Origin of the sequence: Wolbachia endosymbiont of Trichogramma pretiosum (assembly GCF_001439985.1) — a bacterium.
GTDB lineage: Bacteria > Pseudomonadota > Alphaproteobacteria > Rickettsiales > Anaplasmataceae > Wolbachia.
This window is the reverse complement of the sequence record NZ_CM003641.1, coordinates 575,859-598,523: the sequence shown is the minus strand read 5'-3', so window position 1 is coordinate 598,523 and position 22,665 is coordinate 575,859. Positions and strand designations below refer to the sequence as shown.

General features: G+C 33.3%; 22 protein-coding genes, 1 rRNA gene and 1 pseudogene. 21 read left to right on the top strand and 3 right to left on the bottom strand.

Features of this window, described 5'->3' with window-relative positions:
* Positions 1–51 precede the first annotated feature (51 nt).
* Positions 52–1,881 (bottom strand): DNA mismatch repair endonuclease MutL, encoded by a 1,830-nt coding sequence (gene mutL, locus wTpre_RS02875; protein ID WP_068652616.1) that lies wholly within the window; start codon positions 1,879–1,881, stop codon positions 52–54.
* Positions 1,881–2,339, bottom strand: a complete 459-nt coding sequence (purE, locus tag wTpre_RS02870; RefSeq protein WP_245609319.1) for a 5-(carboxyamino)imidazole ribonucleotide mutase — start codon at positions 2,337–2,339, stop codon at positions 1,881–1,883. The genes mutL and purE overlap by 1 nt, the downstream gene beginning before the upstream one ends.
* A gap of 890 nt (positions 2,340–3,229) precedes the next feature.
* Here purE and wTpre_RS02865 point away from each other — a divergent pair.
* The 9 genes from wTpre_RS02865 to wTpre_RS02820 all read left to right on the top strand — a co-directional run bounded on the left by wTpre_RS02865 (position 3,230) and on the right by wTpre_RS02820 (position 8,735).
* Entirely contained in the window at positions 3,230–3,526 is a 297-nt protein-coding gene (locus wTpre_RS02865; protein ID WP_068651832.1) for a helix-turn-helix domain-containing protein, read from the top strand.
* 60 nt (positions 3,527–3,586) lie between these two features.
* Complete coding sequence (gene rpoZ / locus wTpre_RS02860; RefSeq protein WP_068651830.1) at positions 3,587–3,979, top strand: DNA-directed RNA polymerase subunit omega; 393 nt, start codon at positions 3,587–3,589, stop codon at positions 3,977–3,979.
* A gap of 29 nt (positions 3,980–4,008) precedes the next feature.
* On the top strand, positions 4,009–4,254 hold the full coding sequence (locus wTpre_RS02855; protein ID WP_083495762.1) for a monovalent cation/H+ antiporter complex subunit F: 246 nt from the start codon (positions 4,009–4,011) through the stop codon (positions 4,252–4,254).
* Between the two features lie 6 nt (positions 4,255–4,260).
* Positions 4,261–4,533 carry a monovalent cation/H(+) antiporter subunit G gene (locus wTpre_RS02850; RefSeq protein ID WP_068651826.1) on the top strand — a complete coding sequence of 91 codons (273 nt, stop codon included), beginning with the start codon at positions 4,261–4,263 and terminating at the stop codon, positions 4,531–4,533.
* A 12-nt stretch (positions 4,534–4,545) separates the two neighbouring features.
* Positions 4,546–5,070, top strand: coding sequence for a DUF4040 domain-containing protein (locus wTpre_RS02845; RefSeq protein WP_068651824.1), 525 nt, complete (start codon positions 4,546–4,548; stop codon positions 5,068–5,070).
* Positions 5,063–5,482, top strand: a complete 420-nt coding sequence (locus tag wTpre_RS02840) for a Na(+)/H(+) antiporter subunit B (RefSeq protein WP_068651822.1) — start codon at positions 5,063–5,065, stop codon at positions 5,480–5,482. Before wTpre_RS02845 ends, wTpre_RS02840 begins: the two co-directional genes overlap by 8 nt.
* The gene (locus wTpre_RS02835; protein ID WP_068651820.1) at positions 5,479–5,781 is read left to right on the top strand and encodes a cation:proton antiporter subunit C; all 303 of its coding nucleotides are present in this window, start codon (positions 5,479–5,481) and stop codon (positions 5,779–5,781) included. The genes wTpre_RS02840 and wTpre_RS02835 overlap by 4 nt, the downstream gene beginning before the upstream one ends.
* Positions 5,782–5,920: 139 nt before the next feature.
* Complete coding sequence (gene rpoD / locus wTpre_RS02830) at positions 5,921–7,816, top strand: RNA polymerase sigma factor RpoD (RefSeq protein ID WP_068651818.1); 1,896 nt, start codon at positions 5,921–5,923, stop codon at positions 7,814–7,816.
* A 775-nt stretch (positions 7,817–8,591) separates the two neighbouring features.
* Positions 8,592–8,735 carry a GDSL family lipase gene (locus wTpre_RS02820; RefSeq protein ID WP_068651816.1) on the top strand — a complete coding sequence of 48 codons (144 nt, stop codon included), beginning with the start codon at positions 8,592–8,594 and terminating at the stop codon, positions 8,733–8,735.
* A 639-nt stretch (positions 8,736–9,374) separates the two neighbouring features.
* On the opposite strand, the gene wTpre_RS02810 is transcribed toward wTpre_RS02820, so the two are convergent.
* Positions 9,375–9,992, bottom strand: coding sequence for a hypothetical protein (locus tag wTpre_RS02810; protein ID WP_068651814.1), 618 nt, complete (start codon positions 9,990–9,992; stop codon positions 9,375–9,377).
* Positions 9,993–10,144: 152 nt separating this feature from the next.
* On the opposite strand from wTpre_RS02810, the gene wTpre_RS02805 reads away from it, so the two are divergent.
* The 12 genes and pseudogenes from wTpre_RS02805 (at position 10,145) to wTpre_RS02740 (ending at position 22,586) form a co-directional block, all read left to right on the top strand.
* Positions 10,145–11,648: ribosomal RNA gene (locus wTpre_RS02805) — 16S ribosomal RNA — on the top strand.
* Positions 11,649–11,750: 102 nt separating this feature from the next.
* Positions 11,751–12,128 (top strand): succinate dehydrogenase, cytochrome b556 subunit, encoded by a 378-nt coding sequence (gene sdhC / locus wTpre_RS02800; protein WP_068651812.1) that lies wholly within the window; start codon positions 11,751–11,753, stop codon positions 12,126–12,128.
* Positions 12,125–12,490 (top strand): succinate dehydrogenase, hydrophobic membrane anchor protein, encoded by a 366-nt coding sequence (gene sdhD / locus wTpre_RS02795; RefSeq protein ID WP_068651810.1) that lies wholly within the window; start codon positions 12,125–12,127, stop codon positions 12,488–12,490. The genes sdhC and sdhD overlap by 4 nt, the downstream gene beginning before the upstream one ends.
* A gap of 76 nt (positions 12,491–12,566) precedes the next feature.
* Positions 12,567–13,811 (top strand): hypothetical protein, encoded by a 1,245-nt coding sequence (locus wTpre_RS02790; protein WP_068651808.1) that lies wholly within the window; start codon positions 12,567–12,569, stop codon positions 13,809–13,811.
* A 116-nt stretch (positions 13,812–13,927) separates the two neighbouring features.
* Positions 13,928–15,157 (top strand): annotated as a pseudogene (locus wTpre_RS07480) (sugar phosphate nucleotidyltransferase); the annotation flags it as partial.
* A gap of 180 nt (positions 15,158–15,337) precedes the next feature.
* Complete coding sequence (locus tag wTpre_RS02770) at positions 15,338–16,567, top strand: lipoprotein-releasing ABC transporter permease subunit (protein WP_068651806.1); 1,230 nt, start codon at positions 15,338–15,340, stop codon at positions 16,565–16,567.
* On the top strand, positions 16,560–17,291 hold the full coding sequence (locus wTpre_RS02765; protein ID WP_068651804.1) for a hypothetical protein: 732 nt from the start codon (positions 16,560–16,562) through the stop codon (positions 17,289–17,291). Before wTpre_RS02770 ends, wTpre_RS02765 begins: the two co-directional genes overlap by 8 nt.
* Positions 17,288–18,508, top strand: coding sequence for a tetratricopeptide repeat protein (locus wTpre_RS02760; protein WP_068651802.1), 1,221 nt, complete (start codon positions 17,288–17,290; stop codon positions 18,506–18,508). The genes wTpre_RS02765 and wTpre_RS02760 overlap by 4 nt, the downstream gene beginning before the upstream one ends.
* Before the next feature lie 166 nt (positions 18,509–18,674).
* On the top strand, positions 18,675–19,547 hold the full coding sequence (atpG, locus tag wTpre_RS02755; protein ID WP_068651800.1) for an ATP synthase F1 subunit gamma: 873 nt from the start codon (positions 18,675–18,677) through the stop codon (positions 19,545–19,547).
* An 18-nt stretch (positions 19,548–19,565) separates the two neighbouring features.
* Entirely contained in the window at positions 19,566–20,900 is a 1,335-nt protein-coding gene (locus wTpre_RS02750) for a TldD/PmbA family protein (protein ID WP_068651798.1), read from the top strand.
* Positions 20,901–21,073: 173 nt separating this feature from the next.
* A complete protein-coding gene (locus wTpre_RS02745) occupies positions 21,074–21,325 on the top strand; it encodes a cold-shock protein (protein WP_068651796.1) in 252 nt (83 codons plus the stop codon).
* Positions 21,326–21,359: 34 nt separating this feature from the next.
* Entirely contained in the window at positions 21,360–22,586 is a 1,227-nt protein-coding gene (locus wTpre_RS02740; RefSeq protein WP_068651794.1) for a DEAD/DEAH box helicase, read from the top strand.
* Positions 22,587–22,665: the final 79 nt, after the last annotated feature.

The following is a 22,665-nucleotide window of genomic DNA, read 5'->3' as shown; positions in this document are numbered from 1 at the left end:
TGAGATGACGAAACTAGAGTTGTATAATCTATACATATTTGTGATAACTTCTCACCTTCGCTCAAATAACTTTTCAATGTCGCGTAGTTTCATTTCTATATAGGTTGGCCTTCCGTGATTACATTGTCCAGAATAAGGTGTCTTTTCCATTTGCCTCAATAATTCATTCATCTCCTCCAATTTCATCTTTCTGCCTGCTCTTATTGATCCATAACAAGCAATTGTGGCTAGTATTTTATTCACCTTATCCTCTATAGGTAATGTATCTTCTATTTCTGTTAGTCTATCAACTATATCAATGAGTATTCTCTTTATGTCTACTGCCCCTAAGATTGCAGGAACTTCTTTTACTATGATTCTATTTTCTGATTTAATTTCAATCTCAAAACCCATCTCAAAAAGTTTATCTTTATAAGTTTTAATCATCTCCATTCCAGCTTGATTTTTGATTTCAACCATTTCAGGCAAAAGAAGTTTTTGTCTTTTTATACTTGATTTTTCCTTTAAGCACTCGTATACCAGTCTTTCATGGGCTGCATGCTGATCTACTATAATTAGTTTTTCTCTTACCTCAGCAATAATGTAAGTATTGTAGATTTGACAGTGTGCAAACCCAAGTGGATGGTCCCCTATTAGATCGGTTTGTTTCCTTTCAGAAATTGTAGTTTCTGCTCGTGGAGGAGATTTTTGCATACCAGTATAATCAAAAGATTTTGAATGCTCTGATAAGCTTTTTGTCTCTATGTTCGGAGAAGTAAATTCTCTCATTAACTGGTTTTCAAAAGGATCCGGCCTTCTTCCATAGAATTCATTTTTAAGACTAGACCTACTAGAAGGATCTGATGATAGATGATTCTTTGTTGTTCCAGTCTGGGCCAATACAGTTGCTACAAGATCTATTCTCTTTGATAGCGCTTTTATTATCCCCCTTCTCACTATTTCATATATTAGCCTCTTGCTCTGAAACCTTACCTCTGATTTATTTGGATGAACATTTACATCAACTTGATCATACGGTATCTCTAAGTGCAGCGCTGCGAAAGGATATCTATTGTTTGGAATAAGGTCATGATACGCATAACGAATTGCACCAATAAGTAGATTATCTTTAATTGGTCTACCATTAACAAATGTATAGATCTGAGTTGAATTGCTACGATTGATAGTAGGTTTACAGATGTATCCTGTAATTCTAATACCATCTTCTTCTTCATTAATTTGCAAAGAGTTTTCATGAAATTCTTTTTCTACTTCGCATAGCCTGCTAAATAATGAGGTCTGCTTAGCATACTTAAGAAGCTTCTTATTATCGGAGATAAGAGTAAACTCAATTCCATAATTGATCATTGCTAAGTTGTTTACAATATCAACAATGCTTTGTGTTTCTGCCCTTTCGGTTTTGAGAAATTTTAGTCTATTTGGTGTGGCAAAAAATAAATCTCGTACTTCAATATATGTTCCTATCGATAAAGGATAAGGAACAATCTCTCCTATTTTTTCTCCCCCCTCATACCTTATAGACCATGCTTGATCTGCTTTGCTTGCCTTAGATGATAATTTTATTCTGCTTACTGCTGCAATTGAAGGCAAAGCTTCTCCTCTAAAGCCAAGATGCTTGATCTCTATCAATTCACTGTCACTCAATTTTGAAGTAGCATGGCGCGTAAACGCAAGTTCTAAATCATCCTTTTTTACTCCGCTACCATCATCGATTACAGTAATGAGGTTACGCCCACCACTTTCTATCTTAATTTCTATCTCTGAGCTTTTTGCATCTATTGCATTTTCCACTAATTCCTTTACCACACTTGCAGGCCTTTCTATCACCTCTCCTGCTGCTATACGATTTATGGTTTTTATATCTAAAAGAACTATTGCCATTATAATATTGGTTTTTCTTTTACTGCTTGAGTTTGCTCCTCTCTCCATTTTTTTAATCTATTTGCAGTTTCACTATTAGAAATCGACAATATAGATGCAGCAGTAATAGCGGCATTGTATGCTCCACTCTCTCCTATAGACATTGTTGCAACTGGAACACCTTTTGGCATCTGCACTATAGATAATAGACTATCTAGCCCATTTAATTCTTTGCTATGCACAGGAATACCGATAACAGGTAAATAAGTAAGCGATGCAGTCATGCCAGGTAAATGAGCCGCTCCTCCTGCACCAGCTATAATAACCTTAAAGCCTTTTTCTTGAGCAGACTTAGTAAAATTAAAGAGTCTCTCTGGTGTTCTATGTGCGGATATTATAAATACATCATGTGAAATTTTCAATTCTTTTAATAGGTTAATAGCATGCACCATAGTGCCATAATCCGACTCGCTTCCCATAATTATAGCAACATCCTTTTTCATTTCTCTGTATTAGACATGACTTTATTTACTAACCAAATAGTCTTTTAGAAGCAACAGATATTTAAATTAAATTACTAATATGATATAGCATTCTCATTAAATATAAACTTTAAAAATTGAAATGAATCCCTACATTAAAATACAGAGGTACAAGCTTCGGATATTAAGGGTCTATTCATAATCTTTTTAGAAGCAAAGGGATGGAAGCAAGAAGACGATTTGTAGGCTGGTATTGATTTATCGTAATTGTCTACACTTTTATATCAGAGTGTTAGAGACTTACCTTTTGACAATAGGGCAAAGATCTCTACAGTTAATACTTTTACTTGTTTCTTTGTAACTACTTTTTTATATATGTTTCAAAACACTTTCTTTGCTTACGCTATGTTTTTTACTTCATTTATTAAAATGATCTTGCCATTTTGAAAACATTGTTGATTCACTGAAGACACTTTTTAGGACCTGTAACACTATGTAAAATACATCCTAAATATTCTTGATTTTGTTTCTTTCTACAGAACTCTACTCAGTTTTTCTCTTATTCATCTTGCTCTGTTTTCATAATTTACATACTCTATCTCCGGCTTTATTCCTTTCTTGAGATCACGCACAGTCTCTAAAACAAGTTTGTAAAATGATTATTTCTGTATTTTAAACTTTGCAATTTCAACTTATTCTCTTTAAGTAGTAAGTTTTTTACAAAATAATAATTTGAAATTACTAGTATTCTGATAAAAATTATAGTCAATTTAAAACTTTGAGTATCAGATATTTATTGACAAGTTATGTGCTATTAATATATTGGTATATTGAATGTTGTGATGTAATATTTAATAAAGCTAGTTGATACGCGAGAGTAAAAAATTATGGAAACAATATCATTAAACAATCTGGATAGTGAAGCAATAAAAACAAAGTTGCTTGGCATGATAAGTAAAATTATAGGAAGAAATACTTGGACTCAAGCTTGTGCTGCTGAGAAGCTTGGTATTGATCAACCAAAGGTGTCACAAATTAAAAGTGGTAAGACAAGTGGTTTTTCTTTGGAGAGACTGTTGGGTTTTTTGAAAAAGCTTGATCATGAAATAATAATTACAATAACAGAAAATCAATCAGTAAAAGCCAAGGAAGAAAAAGTAGAATGTAGAATTGGATCTCAATAGATCTGAAGTTGACATCTTATTTTTTGTGATATAGTATAAAGCTTATCAAGGTATTATTTTATGGTTGAGTCTATTGTAGAAAAGTGTGTAGAACGGGTACACAACCGTTTTAAATTAGTTCTGCTAGCAAGTCAAAGAACTTATGACTTGAGTACAGGGGCAAGCGATCCTGTTGAAATGGTTAAGTTTAAAGATCATAAGGATACGATAGTTTCTTTATATGAAATAGCGGAAAAGAAGGTGAGTACTCGTGAATTGTTTAACCTTTTGGTCAAAAGGTGCAAGGAGTACGTGAAAGGAAAAACAGATAATACCTATATTAATAGTCCAGGTAAGCTAGCAAATTTGTTAAATTTTTCTGATCATCAACTTGACACAAGTCTGGATGTAAGTCAAGAAAGCCACGATGATGAAATAGATGATCAAGATAGTGGTGAAGAAGTACCGATTTAGAAATCTGCAGAGGTTATAATAGTTTATAAATGATTAGTATTGCTATCTATGTGCTTTTGTTCTGTATGGGTGTAATGTTATACTGTATAGTATTTAGGTCAAGTGATGTTTGCAATAAGATTTTAGCATTCAATAATTTATCAACACAATTAGTTTTACTCATAACAGCAATATCGATTGTTCTGAATGAACTTTTTTTAATTGATATAGCATTACTATATGCTAGCATCAGCTTTATATCAACTATAGCCCTAATGAGATTAATGTTGTTTTGATAATTTATGGTAGCATCCATTCTCATATTTTTAGGTGTTTGTTTAATAGTCATTTCAAGCGTAGGAGTAGTAGTATTTCCTAATTTCTATACTAGACTACATGCTGCAGGCATTGCAGATTCTAGTGGCGCAATGTTGTTGTTGATTGGTTTTGCTTGGCAAAATCAATTTTCAATCACTACTATTAAAGTTATATTATTGATTTTTATAATATGGATAGCCAATTCAACTAACAGTTATATTTTAGCTCGTACTTATTATAAAAGTAAAGACTATTAAAGATAGGTTAAGATGCTGGAAATACTGAATCTAATATTACTTTTTCTGTTACTAACGGTTGCAGTTTTTATAGTTCTTTCGAAATATTTAGTTGTAAGTGCTGTTCTAACTTGTGTATTTAGTGCACTTATTGCACTTATGTACTTGATTATGAATGCGCCAGATGTTGCGATTACTGAAGCTTCTGTTGGTGCAGGATTGAGCACAGTCTTTACGTTTGCAGCACTCTCTTTGGTAAAGAATGACAAAGCAAATTTATCTCATAGCCCCACAACACTTTTTTTTATGTTGTTTTTGACTGCATGTTTATCATATTTTATGGTTCAATTACCAGATTTTGGCAGTCATAATGCTCCAGTTCACTTGCACGTTGCTCCTTATTATGTAGAAAATACTGAAAAAGCTATTGGTATTCCTAATATAGTGACAGCTGTTTTAGCAAGCTTTCGTGGCTATGACACATTTGGAGAAACTATAGTAGTTTTTACTGCTGCACTTTGTATAATGTTAATATTAGAAGAGAAAGAAAGTGATTAAAGATCCAGTATTAAGTGCAGTAACATTTTTGATGATACCTTTTATCATCTTGTTTGGTTTATATATACAGTTTCATGGTGACTATACTCCAGGTGGAGGTTTTCAGGCGGGGATAATTATTTCTTCTGGAATAATATTATATTCTATGTTATTTGATATACCTACAACTTTAAAAGCAATACCTTACTCTATTATCAAATTTACTAACGTACTAGGTATTTTAACCTATGGAGGAGCTGGTATTATAACAGTTTTATTTGGCCAAAATTTTTTATCCTATAGTATATTGTTAGCTGATAGTAGAACAGGTCAAAAATTGGGTATTTTCTTAGTGGAAATGGGTGTATTGCTTACTGTTTCTTCTTCCATGTTAATCATATATATAAATTTTGCTCGCAAGAAAAAACAATGACTCTATATAATTATGTAGGCATTACCATATTAATGGTGCTAGGTTTCTATATCATTGTAAATGATAAAAACTTAATCAAAAAGATGATGGGATTAAGTGTCTTACAAGCATCTGTTTTGTTGTTTTACATATCTTTAGGGTATGTAAAAAGTTCTTTACCTCCTATATTGACTTCAAATTTTCACTTATATACCAATCCTATACCTCACGTCTTAATGCTTACTGCTATAGTGGTTGGAATTGCAACATTTTCAGTTGGATTGTCCATGGTAGTAAGAATAGAGAGATTAGTTAATTAAGAAGAGTGCGAATAAATTGATGTTGTCTTAAGCTATATGAAGTAGCAAGTAACTATAAATTAAGAATAAAACTATAAACTTGCCAATTGTAAGTTTATTTGATAAATAAAGAGTAAAACTCTAAACTGTAAAGGTAATGATGTCAACTATTAATGGTACGGAAGATAGGAAAAAGATCATCAAAGATCTTGTAACCAAAAGTATAAGAAAGGGCGGTTTTATCACTTTTGATGATATAAATGATAAGTTGTCAGATGAAAATTTTTCAACTGATTTTATAGATGATACTATAGCTTTATTGCAAGACTCTGGAATTAACATACTCGAAAGTAGTGAAGATGAGGAAGAAGCTCCTTCTAATGATGATGGTAATAAGCTTGATGATGAGACATCGTTGAATGCTACCACAAACTTAGTACAAAATGATGATCCAGTAAGGATTTATTTACAGGATATGAGCTCTGTAAAGCTTTTGTCACGAGCAGATGAAATTAAGATAGCAAAAAAAATTGAATCTGAAAAGCATAACATGTTACGTGCAATAATTGAAACATCAGTGGCATTCAAAATAATCAAAACATGGCGTGATGATTTGAGTGGTGGAACTTTTTTACTGAGAGAAATTATAAATCTGGATGCAATTTATAACTCTGATTTTAATATCGTAGACAAAGAAGAAAGTGAACTTGAAGATGTTAGAGATTGTGTTAATGATGAGGAAAAAGGTAATGATGAAAAGGGAAATGAGAGTGAAGACATAAGTTCAGCTAACTTAAATATTTCTGTTCTTGAAATGGAAAGTGATTTATTGCCAAAGGTTATCACGGCATTGGATGAGATCATTGCTTTAACAAATGAAGCATTGGTATTGAAAAAAAATTCTAAAGATTTCTCTAATGAGCTAGAAAATTTATATAATCAAATATGGTCTGTAGCATTACAAATTCAGTTTAGTGATGCTGCTATTACCAGAATTACACAAAAACTTTACGAAATAAGTAGACTAATCACGTTTGAAGAAGCTAATCTTATTACTGAAGCTAGAAAATACGGTATTGATAGAGAAAGTTTGTATAATGTTTATGATGATGTGCTTTTAGAGCACGAGTTTAGTGAAATAATTTTTCTCAAGATTAATGAAAATCAATCTCTTTTAACAGGTGAATTAAAAAATAAATTCTTAAGTTTTACGAACGATAGCTATGAGTATATAGCTAGTGCCTTAAGCAACATTAAGAGTTATGTACAAGGAGATAAAGTTCGGGATTTTAAGAAGGTAATCAAGAGAATACAGAAACATGAACAAGAAGTCTCTCAAGCAAAGCAAGAAATGATTAAGGCTAATTTAAGGCTGGTAGTTTCGATTGCTAAAAAGTATTCAAAAAGAGGCCTTGATCTGCTTGATTTGATACAAGAAGGTAATATTGGTCTTATGAAGGCTGTGGATAAGTTTGATTACAAACGTGGGTATAAATTTTCGACTTATGGTACTTGGTGGGTAAAACAATCAATCACTAGGGCAATACCTGAACAGTCTAAAGTAGTTAGAATACCAGTACATATGGTGGAAATTATCAGTAAAATCAACAAGGCATTAAGAAAGATGACTCATGAAATGGGTAGAGAGCCTACATTAGAGGAATTGAGTATAGAATTGACGATGCCGCTAGAAAGAATACGTAAAGTTATGAAGATAGCAAGAGATCCGGTAAGTCTTGAAGCTCCAACAGGAAAGGATGATAGTAGTACCTTCGGTGATTGTATAGAAGATAAGCGAGTTTCTAAACCAGAGGATGCTGCAATACTTGCCGACTTGCGTGGCATTACGACCAATGTTCTTGCAACTTTAACACCAAAAGAAGAAAGAATTTTAAGGATGCGCTTTGGCCTTGGTAAAGATGGAAAGGAGCATACCTTAGAAGAAGTAGGAAAAATTTTTAATGTTACACGTGAAAGAATTAGGCAAATAGAGGCAAAAGCACTACGTAAGTTGAAACATCCAAGCCGTGCTAAAAAACTTAGAGGTTTCTTTTAAGGCAGAAGGGCTGCTCAAAAAATAGGTAAAATTCAGCTAGAGTTCTATAATTTTACCATATTTTTCTTTTTTTATAGGCTTTATAGAGCAGTATGATTAGATGTTGAATGTTATGGCAAATAAAAATAATAATTCTAATTCAAAGTATAAAAATTTTTATGTTCTGGGTGATAGTTTATCTGATATTGGTGTAATTATTGAAATTTTAATAACTTCTCCTTTGTAAGAAACGTAAAACTTAATGCCCTTTTTTATTAAGGAGGATTTTTAGCAATGGCCTTACTTTTGTTGAATACGTAGCAAAGTATTTAGGTTTAGAAGAATTTGAGTCATCATGGAGATGCTCATTTTTTGGTCGATACTATGAACAGCAAGATCATAACTATGCGGTTTTATATGCAACAGCATCTGAAATTCTTAACCCTATTTTTCTCATTTCCTCAATAAATTTCGTTTAGTTAATCAGCTAAATGCAGTAATTAAACATCATCCAGACGTAGGTAAGGGAGATTTTATTTTTCATTATAATCGAGGAATAATATTATGGGTGCCACTGCTTATAACAATGTTAAAGCAGATAAAAGTATTGAAATAAAGCGGTTAGTGAAATATGTAATGCATTTGGTTCTAAATTAATATGGTGTAAAGCACGTGATTGTTGCAAATGTGACTGAGGTTGGTTTGATACTAGCTTTAATAAAGACGAAAAGCAAGAGAGATGGCTGTAAAGCTTACATAGAGTTTCAATACAAAATTAGCTAATAATTTAGATTATATGAAGAAAGGTGCAGATCTTGAAATAAAAGCATTCGATCTTAACTCTAAAATGAAAAGTATGCTTGTTAAATATAAGAGCAAAGGGTTAAATGATCGAGATGCATACCTATCAAACATCGTAGACCAGTTTGGGGTAGGGTGATTTGGAAAAAGTATGAAGATAATCTTGTTGATCCTTAAAGGAAGGCTTGATACTTACTATAATTCTGGATGCAGCACAGAAATACTAAAGGATTATTTCTTTTTTTGATTATTTTTATCCAACTGCAGAACCTTATTGTGAAGTTGGTAATGAAATGTATGAGTTGATAAAAAATTAGATTTCTTTTAAACATCTTTACGGTTTGTAGCAACTATCTGCATACAATAGCTATTGCGATTTATACTTTTTTGTCATTTTAGCGCTAGAATGACATTCTGCTGGTGAAGTTTATTCTTTGATATATTAACTCTAAATATAGAGAAGTCTTGCTAAATAAAAAGGTAAAAGGAAGCTCTGAGTAGTGAAATTTTACTCTATATTACTGTAAGTGGTGCTGTAATAATGTTCTAACAAGCGCAACTTGGCTGAGTATAGAAAAAATTAAAAAAAACACTATAATTTTACGTAATCTACCGATAAACACTTAAGTTTTTACTGGATTTTATGATTGATCCTACAGTCAAAAACAAATTTTGAGTCATAACTACTTTTAGTGCCGTAATAAAATAAGGAGGTTTGTCAAGTAGAGTTCTTTATTTCATTAGATACGCTGCCAAATTGTTATGCAAGTAAATTTTTTTAGTTTTCGTATATCCGAAGTAATTCTTGTGCATTGGACCTGATTAGAGTCGGACATTCTCTATCATTTAATAATGAACGCAATATTTCAATTGCACCTTTAATGTCGTTACTGTGTATCTTTACTATAGCGATAGCTTCTTGGCTTGAATAAGGGTACACTGCATTTGATTCTAAATTACTAATTTTATCTCTATTTATTTTTTCACTGCTTGAGTGAAGTAAGCTCATTACTTCTAAGTATTGTGCTAACTCACGCAAAACATCAGGAGAGTTTTTATCGTCTGCCAAATCATTATAAATAATAGATGCAATGTCTGTTGGCATTGAATCTGAGATATGATTGAATGCGCGTTCAAAATTTGCTAAATACTCCCAATTTGAATCTATTTCTTCTAGCAGTGACTTATTATCTCTTTTTAAGAATAATACTTCGTAAAATTTGTCACCTGCATTTATAGATTGTTTTGTGTTATCAATGTTACACAATGAGTATAATGTGATGCCAATTAACATTGGCGCGAGTGCAAGCAGAAAGATGTATTTTTTCATGGTAATATTCCAAATAGTTATATATTTATACATTAATGCTTTTGATTTGCAAAAACATATTGACATAGTGATTATATCACACAATAATGTTCTTAGAGTTGTTTGAATAGTTGGAGATTAAGATATTTCTAAAGTAGAAATAAAGACAGCAGTATTAAGCTAAATTATTTTTGTCGGATTTATCCGGCGTACCTTCAACCTTTTATAGGTTGAAGTCTAAATTTGAGAGTTTGATCCTGGCTCAGAATGAACGCTGGCGGCAGGCCTAACACATGCAAGTCGAACGGAGTTATATTGTAGCTTGCTATGATATAGCTCAGTGGCAGACGGGTGAGTAATGTATAGGAATCTACCTAGTAGTACGGAATAATTGTTGGAAACGGCAACTAATACCGTATACGCCCTATGGGGGAAAAATTTATTGCTATTAGATGAGCCTATATTAGATTAGCTAGTTGGTGGAGTAATAGCCTACCAAGGCAATGATCTATAGCTGATCTGAGAGGATGATCAGCCACACTGGAACTGAGATACGGTCCAGACTCCTACGGGAGGCAGCAGTGGGGAATATTGGACAATGGGCGAAAGCCTGATCCAGCCATGCCGCATGAGTGAAGAAGGCCTTTGGGTTGTAAAGCTCTTTTAGTGAGGAAGATAATGACGGTACTCACAGAAGAAGTCCTGGCTAACTCCGTGCCAGCAGCCGCGGTAATACGGAGAGGGCTAGCGTTATTCGGAATTATTGGGCGTAAAGGGCGCGTAGGCTGGTTAATAAGTTAAAAGTGAAATCCCGAGGCTTAACCTTGGAATTGCTTTTAAAACTATTAGCCTAGAGATTGAAAGAGGATAGAGGAATTCCTGATGTAGAGGTAAAATTCGTAAATATTAGGAGGAACACCAGTGGCGAAGGCGTCTATCTGGTTCAAATCTGACGCTGAAGCGCGAAGGCGTGGGGAGCAAACAGGATTAGATACCCTGGTAGTCCACGCTGTAAACGATGAATGTTAAATATGGGAAGTTTACTTTCTGTATTACAGCTAACGCGTTAAACATTCCGCCTGGGGACTACGGTCGCAAGATTAAAACTCAAAGGAATTGACGGGGACCCGCACAAGCGGTGGAGCATGTGGTTTAATTCGATGCAACGCGAAAAACCTTACCACTTCTTGACATGGAAATCATACCTATTCGAAGGGATAGGGTCGGTTCGGCCGGATTTCACACAAGTGTTGCATGGCTGTCGTCAGCTCGTGTCGTGAGATGTTGGGTTAAGTCCCGCAACGAGCGCAACCCTCATCCTTAGTTGCCATCAGGTAATGCTGAGTACTTTAAGGAAACTGCCAGTGATAAGCTGGAGGAAGGTGGGGATGATGTCAAGTCATCATGGCCTTTATGGAGTGGGCTACACACGTGCTACAATGGTGTCTACAATGGGTTGCAAGGTGCGCAAGCCTAAGCTAATCCCTAAAAGACATCTCAGTTCGGATTGTACTCTGCAACTCGAGTACATGAAGTTGGAATCGCTAGTAATCGTGGATCAGCATGCCACGGTGAATACGTTCTCGGGTCTTGTACACACTGCCCGTCACGCCATGGGAATTGGTTTCACTCGAAGCTAATGGCCTAACCGCAAGGAAGGAGTTATTTAAAGTGGGATCAGTGACTGGGGTGAAGTCGTAACAAGGTAGCAGTAGGGGAATCTGCAGCTGGATTACCTCCTTAGGCTTTGTACGTAATTCACCATTTCAAATAATGGTGTCATTATGTACTATACTGCTGTCTTTACTTCTACTTTATTTTTTAATTTCTTGATAATGAAATTTTATGAGTAATAGGCCTCTTTCCCCACATTTACAGGTATACAAACTACAAGTTACTAGTTTTTTTTCTGTCATGCATAGATTGACTGGTATCTTGCTATTTCTTTTGTTAATCATACTTTCTTGGTATTTTATATTGCATGTTTACTCCCCTAATTTAATTATAGTAAGGTGCTTAAATGCATTGTTGTCCTCTCCTGTTGCTAAATTAGCTTATATCTTATGCTTTGCAAGCTTTATGTATCATTTTCTTAATGGTATCCGTCATTTATTGTGGGATGCTGGGCTTAATTTAGAAATTGCTAGTGTTTTCAAGAGTGCTATGTTATTAACAATAATGCTATTTCTTTCTACTGTGGCTTTTTTATTTGTATTTATATGAGTCAGTCTGTAAATTCAGTATATTATTGGTGGATCCAGCGTATTTCTGCGGTGATTTTGTTATTTTTATTTCCTTGGTTTATTTACTCATTTTCTTGTACGTTTTATGTTGATGCCCCTTTACCTTTTAATGAAAAATTATTTCAGTCTATTAATCACCCACTAGAGCTTTTATTTTTTGTTATACTGGTGTTTTGCATTTTTTGGCATGCAGTTCTTGGAATGCAGGTAGTGTGTGAAGATTATATAGACAGCGTACCTCTAAGGATTTTTACAATTACATGCATAAAATGCTTATCAGGCATTACTTGTATAGTCCTTGCTTTTACGACTTTTTTCTTTTATAGGCATATTTTCTTGTAAAATTGTTAGTTTTGTGTTAATATATTATTAGTTTGCTAATTTTATTATTGAACTATAGCGATTTTGGTTTGACAATATGTTCTTGGTGTTAAAAAAAGCGGTAACAGATTTTATACTTAAAGCAAAAGGTTTATTTGCTTCATCTGAATCTCAAGTTTATGTCAAGGATCTTAGAAGGGTAATGACCTATACAGATGGAAGAAAATGCAAATACCCAAACAATTACGACCAGATTGTAGAATCTGGGAAAATTATAGAAAGTAAGAATAGTGATGGTGGGACTATATATAAACTTTCATATAGTGAGAGAGGTCGAAGGCGGTCAAGCTATGAATTAGCTTTTGTCAAGGAAACGGACGACAGGTCTTATTTTACTATTGACTTTTTAGTTAATCGGGGGAAAAAAAAGGATGTTAAGCATTATGATGGCTACTATAAACCATTTGGGTTTTTGAAAGTCGATCTTGAAAAATATATTCCAATTTTTGAAGCTAAAAAAACTAACGATCCTAAATATCCGTTTGAATTAACTCACTTTTCTGTGCCAATAAAAAAGGTGAAAAATGGAGAGGGTAAAGTTCGTGGATTTGTTGATAAAAAGGGAAGAAATGGAGAATTACTATACACTAGTAATTATAAAAAATTAAGCACTCATTTTTCAGAAATTAGAGATCAAAATGGTAGTCTAGAGCTAGATAAAAGTCTGATGTCTGTTCCTATTGTTTTTGTTGCAGGTTTGGCTAAGATTTGTGCTAGAATGCTGACTTTTATTCCTATTAAATTAGGAGAGAACTTGATAGCTAGAAAAAATCGAGCTGCAAAATCTTTTGGTTATCTTTTTTTCACTCCTGCAGTGGTAGTAAAAAATTTAGTAAGTATGGGAGCTACAATACTTAAGGTTCCAATTTTATTATTTGTAGAAAATGAGAAAAAGTATGGTGATGCTTATCTTACTATGTTGAAACACCAATTGAAAGAATGTTGGAAAGAGGTAAAAAGTGACTTTAATTTTATTAAAGGTGAAGAAGGGCTAAAGCTGGAGCAGAAGGATCATAAGCCACTCAGCATAGTGGGCACATGGGATGAGCTTGACGCTAGAAGTCCATGTATTGAAAGAGACTTAGAAAAGGCGCTGAATAAAAGTAGTGAAGGTATAGATAAATCCAGAGAACCAGGTGTTAGAGAAAGCTTAAAGGAGAAGCCGCAAAACAAAACTGATAAAAAAATACCTGCAGCCTTTAATCAAAAAAGCAGCATTCCTCATATTGATAGAGAGATAGAAAGAAGGCAAGACTCATCACGAAATGTAGGGATTCCATAATACTCGTAGTCAACCATCACTTTAAATTACTTTTTACTTTAATCATCTCATAATAAAAACTTGTATGCATTTTTCCGTTAGTATAAGATATTAATCAAATATTAATATCTTAATAAATGTACCCTGTAATACTGTGTGGTGGTAGTGGCAGCAGACTTTGGCCTCTATCTAAGCCAAAGTAATTTCAGAAAATATTTAGTCAGAATACTATGTTTCACAACACTTTGTTGAGGCTAAAAAGAGATTATATGCAACCCATCATTACCACAAATATACATATGAGTCATTATTGATGCAGGAATTACATGTATTACAGGAATGTAAAGTAGTTTTTGAACCAGTTAAAATTGGGACAGCGGAAGCAGTACTAATTGCTGTGCTTCTCTTCGATAGGAACGAGACAATCTTAGTTCTTCCTTCAGACTATTTTATAGGTGATTTGAATAGTTTTTATGTTTCTATTGAGAAAGCGTCTAAGCTAGCCTCTGAAACTGACTCTATAGTCACTTTTGGGGTAAAGTCTCATGAATTCAATTCTGAATACGGCTATATAAATGCAGTATATGCTCAGAAAGAAAGATGTCATATAGTAAAAGATTTTAAAGAAAAACCCGAGCGTAAGGTAAGTAACAATCATTATTGGAACTCTCGAATATTTGTGTTTAGAGCAAAACGCTATATAGATGAGATAAAAAATTGCTCCGACTCTCTATAATTTATGTTGTAAAAGTATGAAGCATTTTGTACCACGAGAGAGATTTCTGTATTTAGAACAGCAAAATTGTGAACGAATGGGTGATACATCTATTGATCACCTAGTGATAGAAAAAGTAGAAAACATTGTAATGATAGAAGACAATTTCGATTGTATGGATGTTGGCACTTGGGGTTTAGTTTTAGAGTTAAGTAAGAGATTTAATAAGAATTTTGAGTCGTTTCAAGATGTAACCAAAGGAAGAGAGACATTTTTGATGACAGAAAATGATGAAAAATTTACTAGGTAGAGTTTATAAAAAGCCAAGTAAGAGCCTAATGTTGTTCATTAATAAAGTTAAGGAAGTAAAGCCAATAAGGAAAGAGATTAAGCCATGGGGATTTTATAGTGTAGTTTTAATGGGAAAGGATTTTCTTATAAAATATCTTTTTGTAAATCCACCAAGCTGCACTTCTAAGCAATTTCACCACTATATAGGTGAGTACCATATAATACTATCAGTAGTTGGATATGTTAGTTTAGATGATAAAACATATGCTATAACGAAAATCATGTAATAGAGATTGCAAGGAAAGTGTTTCATAAAATTGAGAATAAAAGTACAAGATTTCCTCTTGAGATAGTTGAGTTTTAGGTAGGAAAGTTTTTATCTGATCATGATATAGTAAGATTGGACGATATATGGAAGATCTTAATATAGAATATTGAATATATTCTATAAGCTTGCTAAATTTAGACAGCCCAATTTGAGGTAAAGGAAAAATTACAGTTATATGAAGCATAAAAAGTATGATATTTAAATCTTAGTATAATGTCTATTGCCTTTGAATTTACTATGGCTATTCGCTATTTGCGAGCAAAGAATTCTAGATTTTGCTCTATAATGGCCTTGTTTTCTATTGTTGGTATTGCTCTTGGAGTTGCAACGCTAATAGTAGTAATGTCTGTAATGAATGGATTCAGAGCAAAGCTGCTCGACTCTGTACTTGGCATTAATGGACATATTAATGTTTACTTTGATAGAAGTATAAATTCAGATTACCACGTAGTGTTAAAATCTATTGAGAAAATCCCAGGTGTATTAAAAGCTACTTCTATGACCAATGATCAAGTGATCGTTGCAGCAAATGGTGGAATTGTGGGTAGCGTAGTCCGTGGTGTGTCAATTAAAGACTTACTTAATAATACTACCGTTAAGAATAATGTGATTATGGGTAACGTGGAAAAATTCGATGAAGGTATCATAATAGGGGCAAGATTAGCAGAAGCTTTGAATGTTGATTATGGTGATAACATTATGCTTATATCACCTGAAGGATTTGACGCATTGTCTGGTGAAATACCAAAAATGAAAGAATATAAAGTTGTAGCAATATTTGATATGGGTATGTTTGAGTATGATAATGCTTTGGTGTATATGCCCATAAAGTCAGCTCAAGCTTTTTTTAATTATCAAGGTAATGTGAGAAGTATAGAAGTGTTTGTAGATGATATTGCTATCGCTAATAAGCTAGCAAACGCTATAGCAAAAGAAACAGGAATGAGAGCCGAAAGTTGGCAATCTCAGCAAAGCCATTATGTTAATGCTTTAAAGACTGAAAGAAATGTGATGTTTTTAATTCTCACTTTAATTATAGTTGTAGCAGCATTCAATATTGTTTCAAGTTTGATGATGATAGTACAAGAAAAGAAATCTGCAATTGCAATTATGCGTACATTTGGTGCAACAAGCGGAAGCATTATGCGCATATTTTGTGCTTGTGGATTGCTCATTGGTTTTACAGGAACTTGTCTTGGCTCTATTATAGGGGTTGTTTTTTCTCTCAATATTGAAAGTATTAGATTGTTTTTAGAAAACATCACCAACATCAAGCTATTTGATCCCATGATATACTTTTTTTCAAGTTTGCCAATGATATTAGTTTCTCAAGATGTAGTGAACATTTCTGCACTTGCATTGTTCTTATCATTTTTAGCAACAATTCCTCCTGCATTGCAGGCAGCTGCACAAGACCCATCGGAGATATTACGTTATGAATGATACTCGAAAAAAATGCATAGGTTGGTTCTTAATTGTATTGTTATTTGCCAGCTATATTACAATAAATAACATAATATTTTTTAAAATAAATCAGCAAGAAAGTGAAGAAAGTGTAAGTGTTTTAACGAAAAAGATAGATGAACTTAGAATGTTGCTTGAAATTAATCAATCTAGGGTAGAAAAAAGGATATTTGACTTAAAGAGAAATCTTCACACTCAATGTGAGCAGGATGATGGTAGTTTAAGGCATAAGAACCTCGCAAAGTTGCTGCTACTTGTGATTAAGATGAAGAATTCGTTATTGCGAGGAGCCAAGTTTGATAATCATATAAATTCAATAAAGCCTTTGATATCAGAGCTTGACGATCCAGAAATAGAAAATGCAGTAAATGAATTGGAAAATTTGAAAGAGGTAGATACTTTACGCGGGTTGAAATTGTCTTTTGCGAAGAACATGACTGCTATTAACTACAATAAAAGCAACTTGTTTAAAAAAATCATTTCAAATTGGATAAAGATAGATGATCGTAGTGATCCACTCAGGTTAAAGCTTGCGGAAATTGAAGAATTAATAAGCGATAATGATTGGCAGAACATAGCCACCGCAATAAGTGACTTAACATACCCAGAATTCAAACCATGGCTTAATAAATTGAATGGTTTTATTGTAGCTTTCAAGAATACTTCAATAATATATTGTCACTTATTACAACACATCTCATGATTTATTTTATAATTTTTGCTTTTTCGTTTTTATTTGGCATATGGATCAAGGTAAGTGGTGAAGTAATAAAATTGGAATTAGGCAATTATACTATAAGTATTGATCTATATTTCGTTATTCTTGCTTGCGTAGTCTTATTATTTTTATTGATTGCAGTTGCACGTTTTTGTTCTTCTATTTCATCAACATTTGCTAACATAAAAAATAGAAGAAGAAGTAGGGAAGAATTGCTTCTCTTTGAAGCTTTCTTTAGCTTAGACTTAGGTAATACAGAGAACACCAACAAGCTAATTAAAAATCTAAATGAAGAAAGTGATAAATTATCTTTAGTAAAGCTCTTTAATTTAGGTAAAACGGGAAATTACAGCTTTTTCAGCCATAATTTAACGAGTATTGCAAGTAAAAATCGCAACTTAGCTCTACTTCTGATCAATAAACTGATTATTCACCTAAAGCAAGAAAGGTTAGTCTTTCAAAAATTTATAGAATATTGCTCTAGTTCAATTAATGATAAAATTTTGTCTATTCCCTTTCAAATAGAGCATTGTATATTGCAAGAAGATTGGATAAATGCAATTTCAAAGTTAAAGGAAGCTATCAAATTCAATATTTTTCTTCCCTTTGATCGTAAAAAGATGTTAGCGGTTTTTTATTGCGCTTTAGCAAAGCAATACGAAAGTAAAGGAAGTTTTTACAAAGCTATAGATTATTTAGCTAAAGCACAAAGTGATTATGCAACTTTTCAGCCCATCAATTATTTAAAGGCAGAATTATATATCAAGCTTGAAAAAATCAGAAAAGCTTCCACAGTATTAGAGGAAGAGTATAGAGTAAATCCTACTCCTCAATCAGCTAGAATGTATATCAAGTTAAATAATAAAGGCGCTGAAAGACTATATAACTTGCGCCCTGATTATTATTTTAGTTATTGCTTGCTTGCTTTGTCTTCAATTAGATTGGGGAAATATGATCTTGCAAGTCAGCATTTAGATATTGCTATGAAAAAAGCTAATTACATATCAATCTACCTTGTGATGATACAGCTCAAGATTATGCTACAAGAGTATGATCAAGCAATTTACTGGCTAAATAAGATGGACTCAGAAGCTGTACCTGATCCACATTGGAAATGTGTTGATTGTAATAAAGATCTAAAGCAATGGGATTATAAGTGCTCAAGTTGCAATAGTCTTAATTGTATTTACCTTATATCATAAGACTACGTAAGGTGTGATACTTTTACATCGAGATTGCTTTAATGTAATCTTTATCTCAAAACAGTAAATCTGTGAGTTTCTTAGTTGGTTTTGACTCCAATGTCAAAAAAACTTGTTTTTAGACATTACCAGTTATATATTTTAATAAATTAGAATTATATATAAAATGAAGAGCTTAAAGGAATTATCCTTAAGAACTAAAAATATTGAGTCTGTGCAGAAAATCACGAAAATAATGCAAATGGTTTCTGCAGCAAAATTATTACAAAGCCAAAAGAAATTATCAAATTCAAAATTGCATATATCTAAGCTGCATAGCATTATTTCTTCACTAGCGCTATCAGCGGATCAAGAGTTACTAGCAAGAATTCTAAATATCAACAATGAAGATTCTTTCCTAGTATTTATTATTGCATCTGATCGTGGTTTATGTGGAAGTTTCAACTCCTCTGTTGTTAAATTAAGTCAGGATCATATAAACAAATTAATTGCAAATGATAAGAAAGTAGACATTGTTTTTTTTGGTAAGAAAGCTTTTGAGACAGGCAAAAATAGATTTAATTCTAAAAATATCTTGAAGTTTGAAAATAGTAAGGGAATCACACTAAAGCGTGTGGAAGCCTTGGTTAGTGATATAGGTCTAAGTAAATACAATAAAGTTAAGGTTTTTTACAGTAAATTCTATAATACCTTCATGCAAAAGCCAATATTAGAAACAATAAAACCATGGAGTAAAGACTCATTATTAATTGATAATTCCTTGGTTAGTTCTCTAAAAGATTACAGCTATGAGTATGAACCACAAAATATTGAGTTTATTTTAAAATCTTTGACTCAAGATTATGTTACAGCTGCTCTTTATTCTGCTTTACTTGAAAGTGCAGTAAGTGAAAATAGTGCTAGGATGGTTGCTATGGAATCAGCAAACAGAAATACAAAAGAAATGCTAAATAAGCTAGCGTTACTTTATAATCGTTCTCGTCAAGCAGCAATTACAACTGATTTAATTGAAGTGATAGGTGGTGCAGAATCTTTATAGAAACTCAAGGAATGAAAAATGAATATATTAAATATTGCAGCAGATATCACTAAACTAATAAAAAAGCAGAATCAAGACGCAGAAGTTTCAATATATGAAACTAACAAGACCTCGGTTTCTCAGCGTCTATCAAAAATTGAACAAATATCACAATCTAAAAACTGTACTGTCGGAATTAGAGCTATAGCAGGTAAGAATAAAGCTGCGTATATTTCCACAAACGATTTGAATAATCTTAGTAGTGCAGTGAGCCAAGTGGTGGAAATGGCAAAGAATGCCCAGGAAGATCCTTATATTAGTTTTGCTGTAGATGGCAGTAATTATATCTCTTCTGCAGATTTAAATATCTCAGATAATAATGTTGTAATAATTAATAAATTAAAAGAAATGACTGAAGCTACAGAAAATTCAGCTCTTGCACATAAAAATATTATTAATTCCGAAGGAGCTTCATCTTCACATACTTCAGTAAATATAGTATTATCAACCGTTTCTGGTTTTGTTGGTTCATTTAGTAAGTCAACTTTTGTTAATCAGGTTTCTGTTGTTGCTGGAAAAAAGAGTGAAATGAAAATAGGCTACGATTACGATGTAGCATGCAACTTCAGTGATTTAAAAACACCGGAGTCAATAGGGAAAGAAGCAGCAAAAAGAGCAATAGATCAATTGGATTCATGTACAATCAGGACAGGCAAATTTCCGGTTGTTTTTGAAAAAAGAGCAGCAAAAGAGCTGGTAAAGAGCTTTGCTTCTGTCATAAATGGTAGCAATATTGTAAATAATAGCTCTTTTTTGAGAAATAGTTTAAATACTCAAATTTTTAATGCTGAGATTGAAATTATTGATGACCCCTTGTTACCAAGGGGTATAGCATCAAGACCGTTTGACGGGGAAGGAATAATGAGCAGAAGAAATGAATTTGTAAAAAATGGAGTACTGCAAAACTGGATTTTAGATCTATATTCGGCTAGGAAATTAAACTTGGAAACGACCGCAAATGCAACTCGTGCAAGTAATGCTGCAATTATTCCCTCAGCTAGTAATTTCTATTTCAAAAATGGTAATAGATCATTTGAGGAATTAATTGAAGAAGTAAAAGAAGGAATATATGTAACTGATTTATTTGGTTTTGGTGTTAATTTAATCAATGGCGATTATAGTCAAGGTGCATGCGGATTTTTTATAGAAAATGGTAAAATAACGTATCCAATACACGAGATTACTGTTGCCGACAATTTGAAAAATATGTTTAGAAATTTAGTTGTTGCAAATGACCTAACTTTCTGTGGGCAGTTTAATTCACCAACGATTAAAGTTAGAGAAATGACAGTGGCAGGTTCACTTGGTAATTAAAATTTTAGTTGCATTAAGTACAATAATTGTGTACTACTACTACGTAATGTTAAGAATAGACTATGGAGTATAGGAGTTTAGTTGCAGTAACTAAGCTTAAAGCATTCTAAATCGTAATTTCAAAGTTTTTCGTCACATTAATAATATTAGTTGGTAGTTTAGGAGTTATCCGTATGGAATTTGGTAATATAAAATGGTTTAATGTTGAAAAAGGCTATGGCTTCATCAAGCCAGAAGGTAAAGGTGAGGACGTTTTTGTACATGTTAGCACATTAGAACGTTCAGGAATAAGACCTGATACACTTCGAGGAGAGGATAAAAAGAAAGGAATGAAAGGGGAAAGGGTGAGTTATGAGCTTAAAGAGGAGCGTGGTAGGAATGGGGAAGATAAAAAGTCTGCAATAAATTTAAGACTAGAAGATTAGTCTATCGTGAAGCTTTTTAATAGGGTAATGTATTGTGAGTAATTTTCATGAAATGGGGCTTCCAACTTTGCTTGGACAAGCTCTAAGTAAAAATAATCTTTGTGTTCCAACCCCGATTCAAATGCAAGCGATTCCTCTAGCTCTCCAGGGCAAAGATATCCTTGGATCTGCTCAAACCGGAACTGGAAAGACTTTGGCATTTGCTATTCCACTGGTTGCTAAATTACTGCATGAGCCAAGCATTGGTTCAGCTTTAGTCATCGTGCCAACCAGAGAGCTTGCTCATCAGGTAACAAATGAGATAAGAAAACTCTTATCTCAAAATTCTGTACTAAGGGTCGCTTTGTTGATTGGAGGTGAGCCTATTTTTAGGCAGCTAAATCAGCTTCAGAAAAAACCACAAATCATAATAGGTACTCCTGGTCGTATTATGGATCATATTGAGCGTAAAGCTTTGATTACTCGCAATGTCAGCACTCTTGTGCTTGATGAAACGGATCGTATGTTCGATATGGGCTTTGGAATTCAAATTGAAGGGATCATGAAACATCTGCCAAAAATACGTCAGACTCTTATGTTTTCTGCAACTCTTCCTAGTGATATAGTTAAACTTACTGAGAAGTACCTTAATCAGCCAGAGCGTGTTTCTGTTGATTGTCAGGCTACAACTGCTGCAAAAATTAAGCAAGAAATTGTTTATGTGTCAGAATCAGAAAAATATGGAAAACTTGTTACACAATTATGTCAGCGCAAAGGATCGATCATTATTTTTGTCAAAACAAAGCGAGGAGCGGATCAGCTGGCTGACAAGTTGTACAAAGATGACTATAGAGCTTTGGCAATTCATGGTGATTTAAGGCAGCACAAGCGTGAAAGAGTCATTAATTCTTTTCGTCGTGGCCGCAATAGAATCATGGTTGCAACAGATGTTGCTTCTCGCGGCCTTGATATTCCGCACATTCAACATGTTATCAATTATGATGTACCACAATCGCAAGCTGATTACGTTCATCGTATAGGTAGAACTGCACGTGCGGGAGCTGAAGGATTTGCATTATCTTTTATTACACCTCAAGATCAGAGAAGACTGCCTGCACTAGCAGATAAAGAAGGAGAGCCAAATTTTGATTGTAGTATGCAACCTCAAAAACGTAACGGCAAAAAGATCTTTAAAAGGCCAAGTACGTTAAAGGCTAAATATGGTAGAAAAAAGATCAATGTATTTAAGAAGAAAAGTAGAGTACTAGAAAAAGCGTATTAATGTACTTAACTATTCTTCTATTCTCTAAAATCTCCAGTAAGCTTGCTGCAAAGTGAAGTGATTGGAGGATAATAGAAAG

Coding starts and splice junctions, on each gene's coding strand:
- mutL (WP_068652616.1), bottom strand. CDS start 1,881: ATGGCAATAGTTCTTTTAGATATAAAAACCATAAATCGTATAGCAGCA.
- purE (WP_245609319.1), bottom strand. CDS start 2,339: ATGGGAAGCGAGTCGGATTATGGCACTATGGTGCATGCTATTAACCTA.
- wTpre_RS02865 (WP_068651832.1), top strand. CDS start 3,230: ATGGAAACAATATCATTAAACAATCTGGATAGTGAAGCAATAAAAACA.
- rpoZ (WP_068651830.1), top strand. CDS start 3,587: ATGGTTGAGTCTATTGTAGAAAAGTGTGTAGAACGGGTACACAACCGT.
- wTpre_RS02855 (WP_083495762.1), top strand. CDS start 4,009: ATGATTAGTATTGCTATCTATGTGCTTTTGTTCTGTATGGGTGTAATG.
- wTpre_RS02850 (WP_068651826.1), top strand. CDS start 4,261: ATGGTAGCATCCATTCTCATATTTTTAGGTGTTTGTTTAATAGTCATT.
- wTpre_RS02845 (WP_068651824.1), top strand. CDS start 4,546: ATGCTGGAAATACTGAATCTAATATTACTTTTTCTGTTACTAACGGTT.
- wTpre_RS02835 (WP_068651820.1), top strand. CDS start 5,479: ATGACTCTATATAATTATGTAGGCATTACCATATTAATGGTGCTAGGT.
- rpoD (WP_068651818.1), top strand. CDS start 5,921: ATGTCAACTATTAATGGTACGGAAGATAGGAAAAAGATCATCAAAGAT.
- wTpre_RS02820 (WP_068651816.1), top strand. CDS start 8,592: ATGAAGAAAGGTGCAGATCTTGAAATAAAAGCATTCGATCTTAACTCT.
- wTpre_RS02810 (WP_068651814.1), bottom strand. CDS start 9,992: ATGTCAATATGTTTTTGCAAATCAAAAGCATTAATGTATAAATATATA.
- sdhC (WP_068651812.1), top strand. CDS start 11,751: ATGAGTAATAGGCCTCTTTCCCCACATTTACAGGTATACAAACTACAA.
- sdhD (WP_068651810.1), top strand. CDS start 12,125: ATGAGTCAGTCTGTAAATTCAGTATATTATTGGTGGATCCAGCGTATT.
- wTpre_RS02790 (WP_068651808.1), top strand. CDS start 12,567: ATGTTCTTGGTGTTAAAAAAAGCGGTAACAGATTTTATACTTAAAGCA.
- wTpre_RS02770 (WP_068651806.1), top strand. CDS start 15,338: ATGTCTATTGCCTTTGAATTTACTATGGCTATTCGCTATTTGCGAGCA.
- wTpre_RS02765 (WP_068651804.1), top strand. CDS start 16,560: ATGAATGATACTCGAAAAAAATGCATAGGTTGGTTCTTAATTGTATTG.
- wTpre_RS02760 (WP_068651802.1), top strand. CDS start 17,288: ATGATTTATTTTATAATTTTTGCTTTTTCGTTTTTATTTGGCATATGG.
- atpG (WP_068651800.1), top strand. CDS start 18,675: ATGAAGAGCTTAAAGGAATTATCCTTAAGAACTAAAAATATTGAGTCT.
- wTpre_RS02750 (WP_068651798.1), top strand. CDS start 19,566: ATGAATATATTAAATATTGCAGCAGATATCACTAAACTAATAAAAAAG.
- wTpre_RS02745 (WP_068651796.1), top strand. CDS start 21,074: ATGGAATTTGGTAATATAAAATGGTTTAATGTTGAAAAAGGCTATGGC.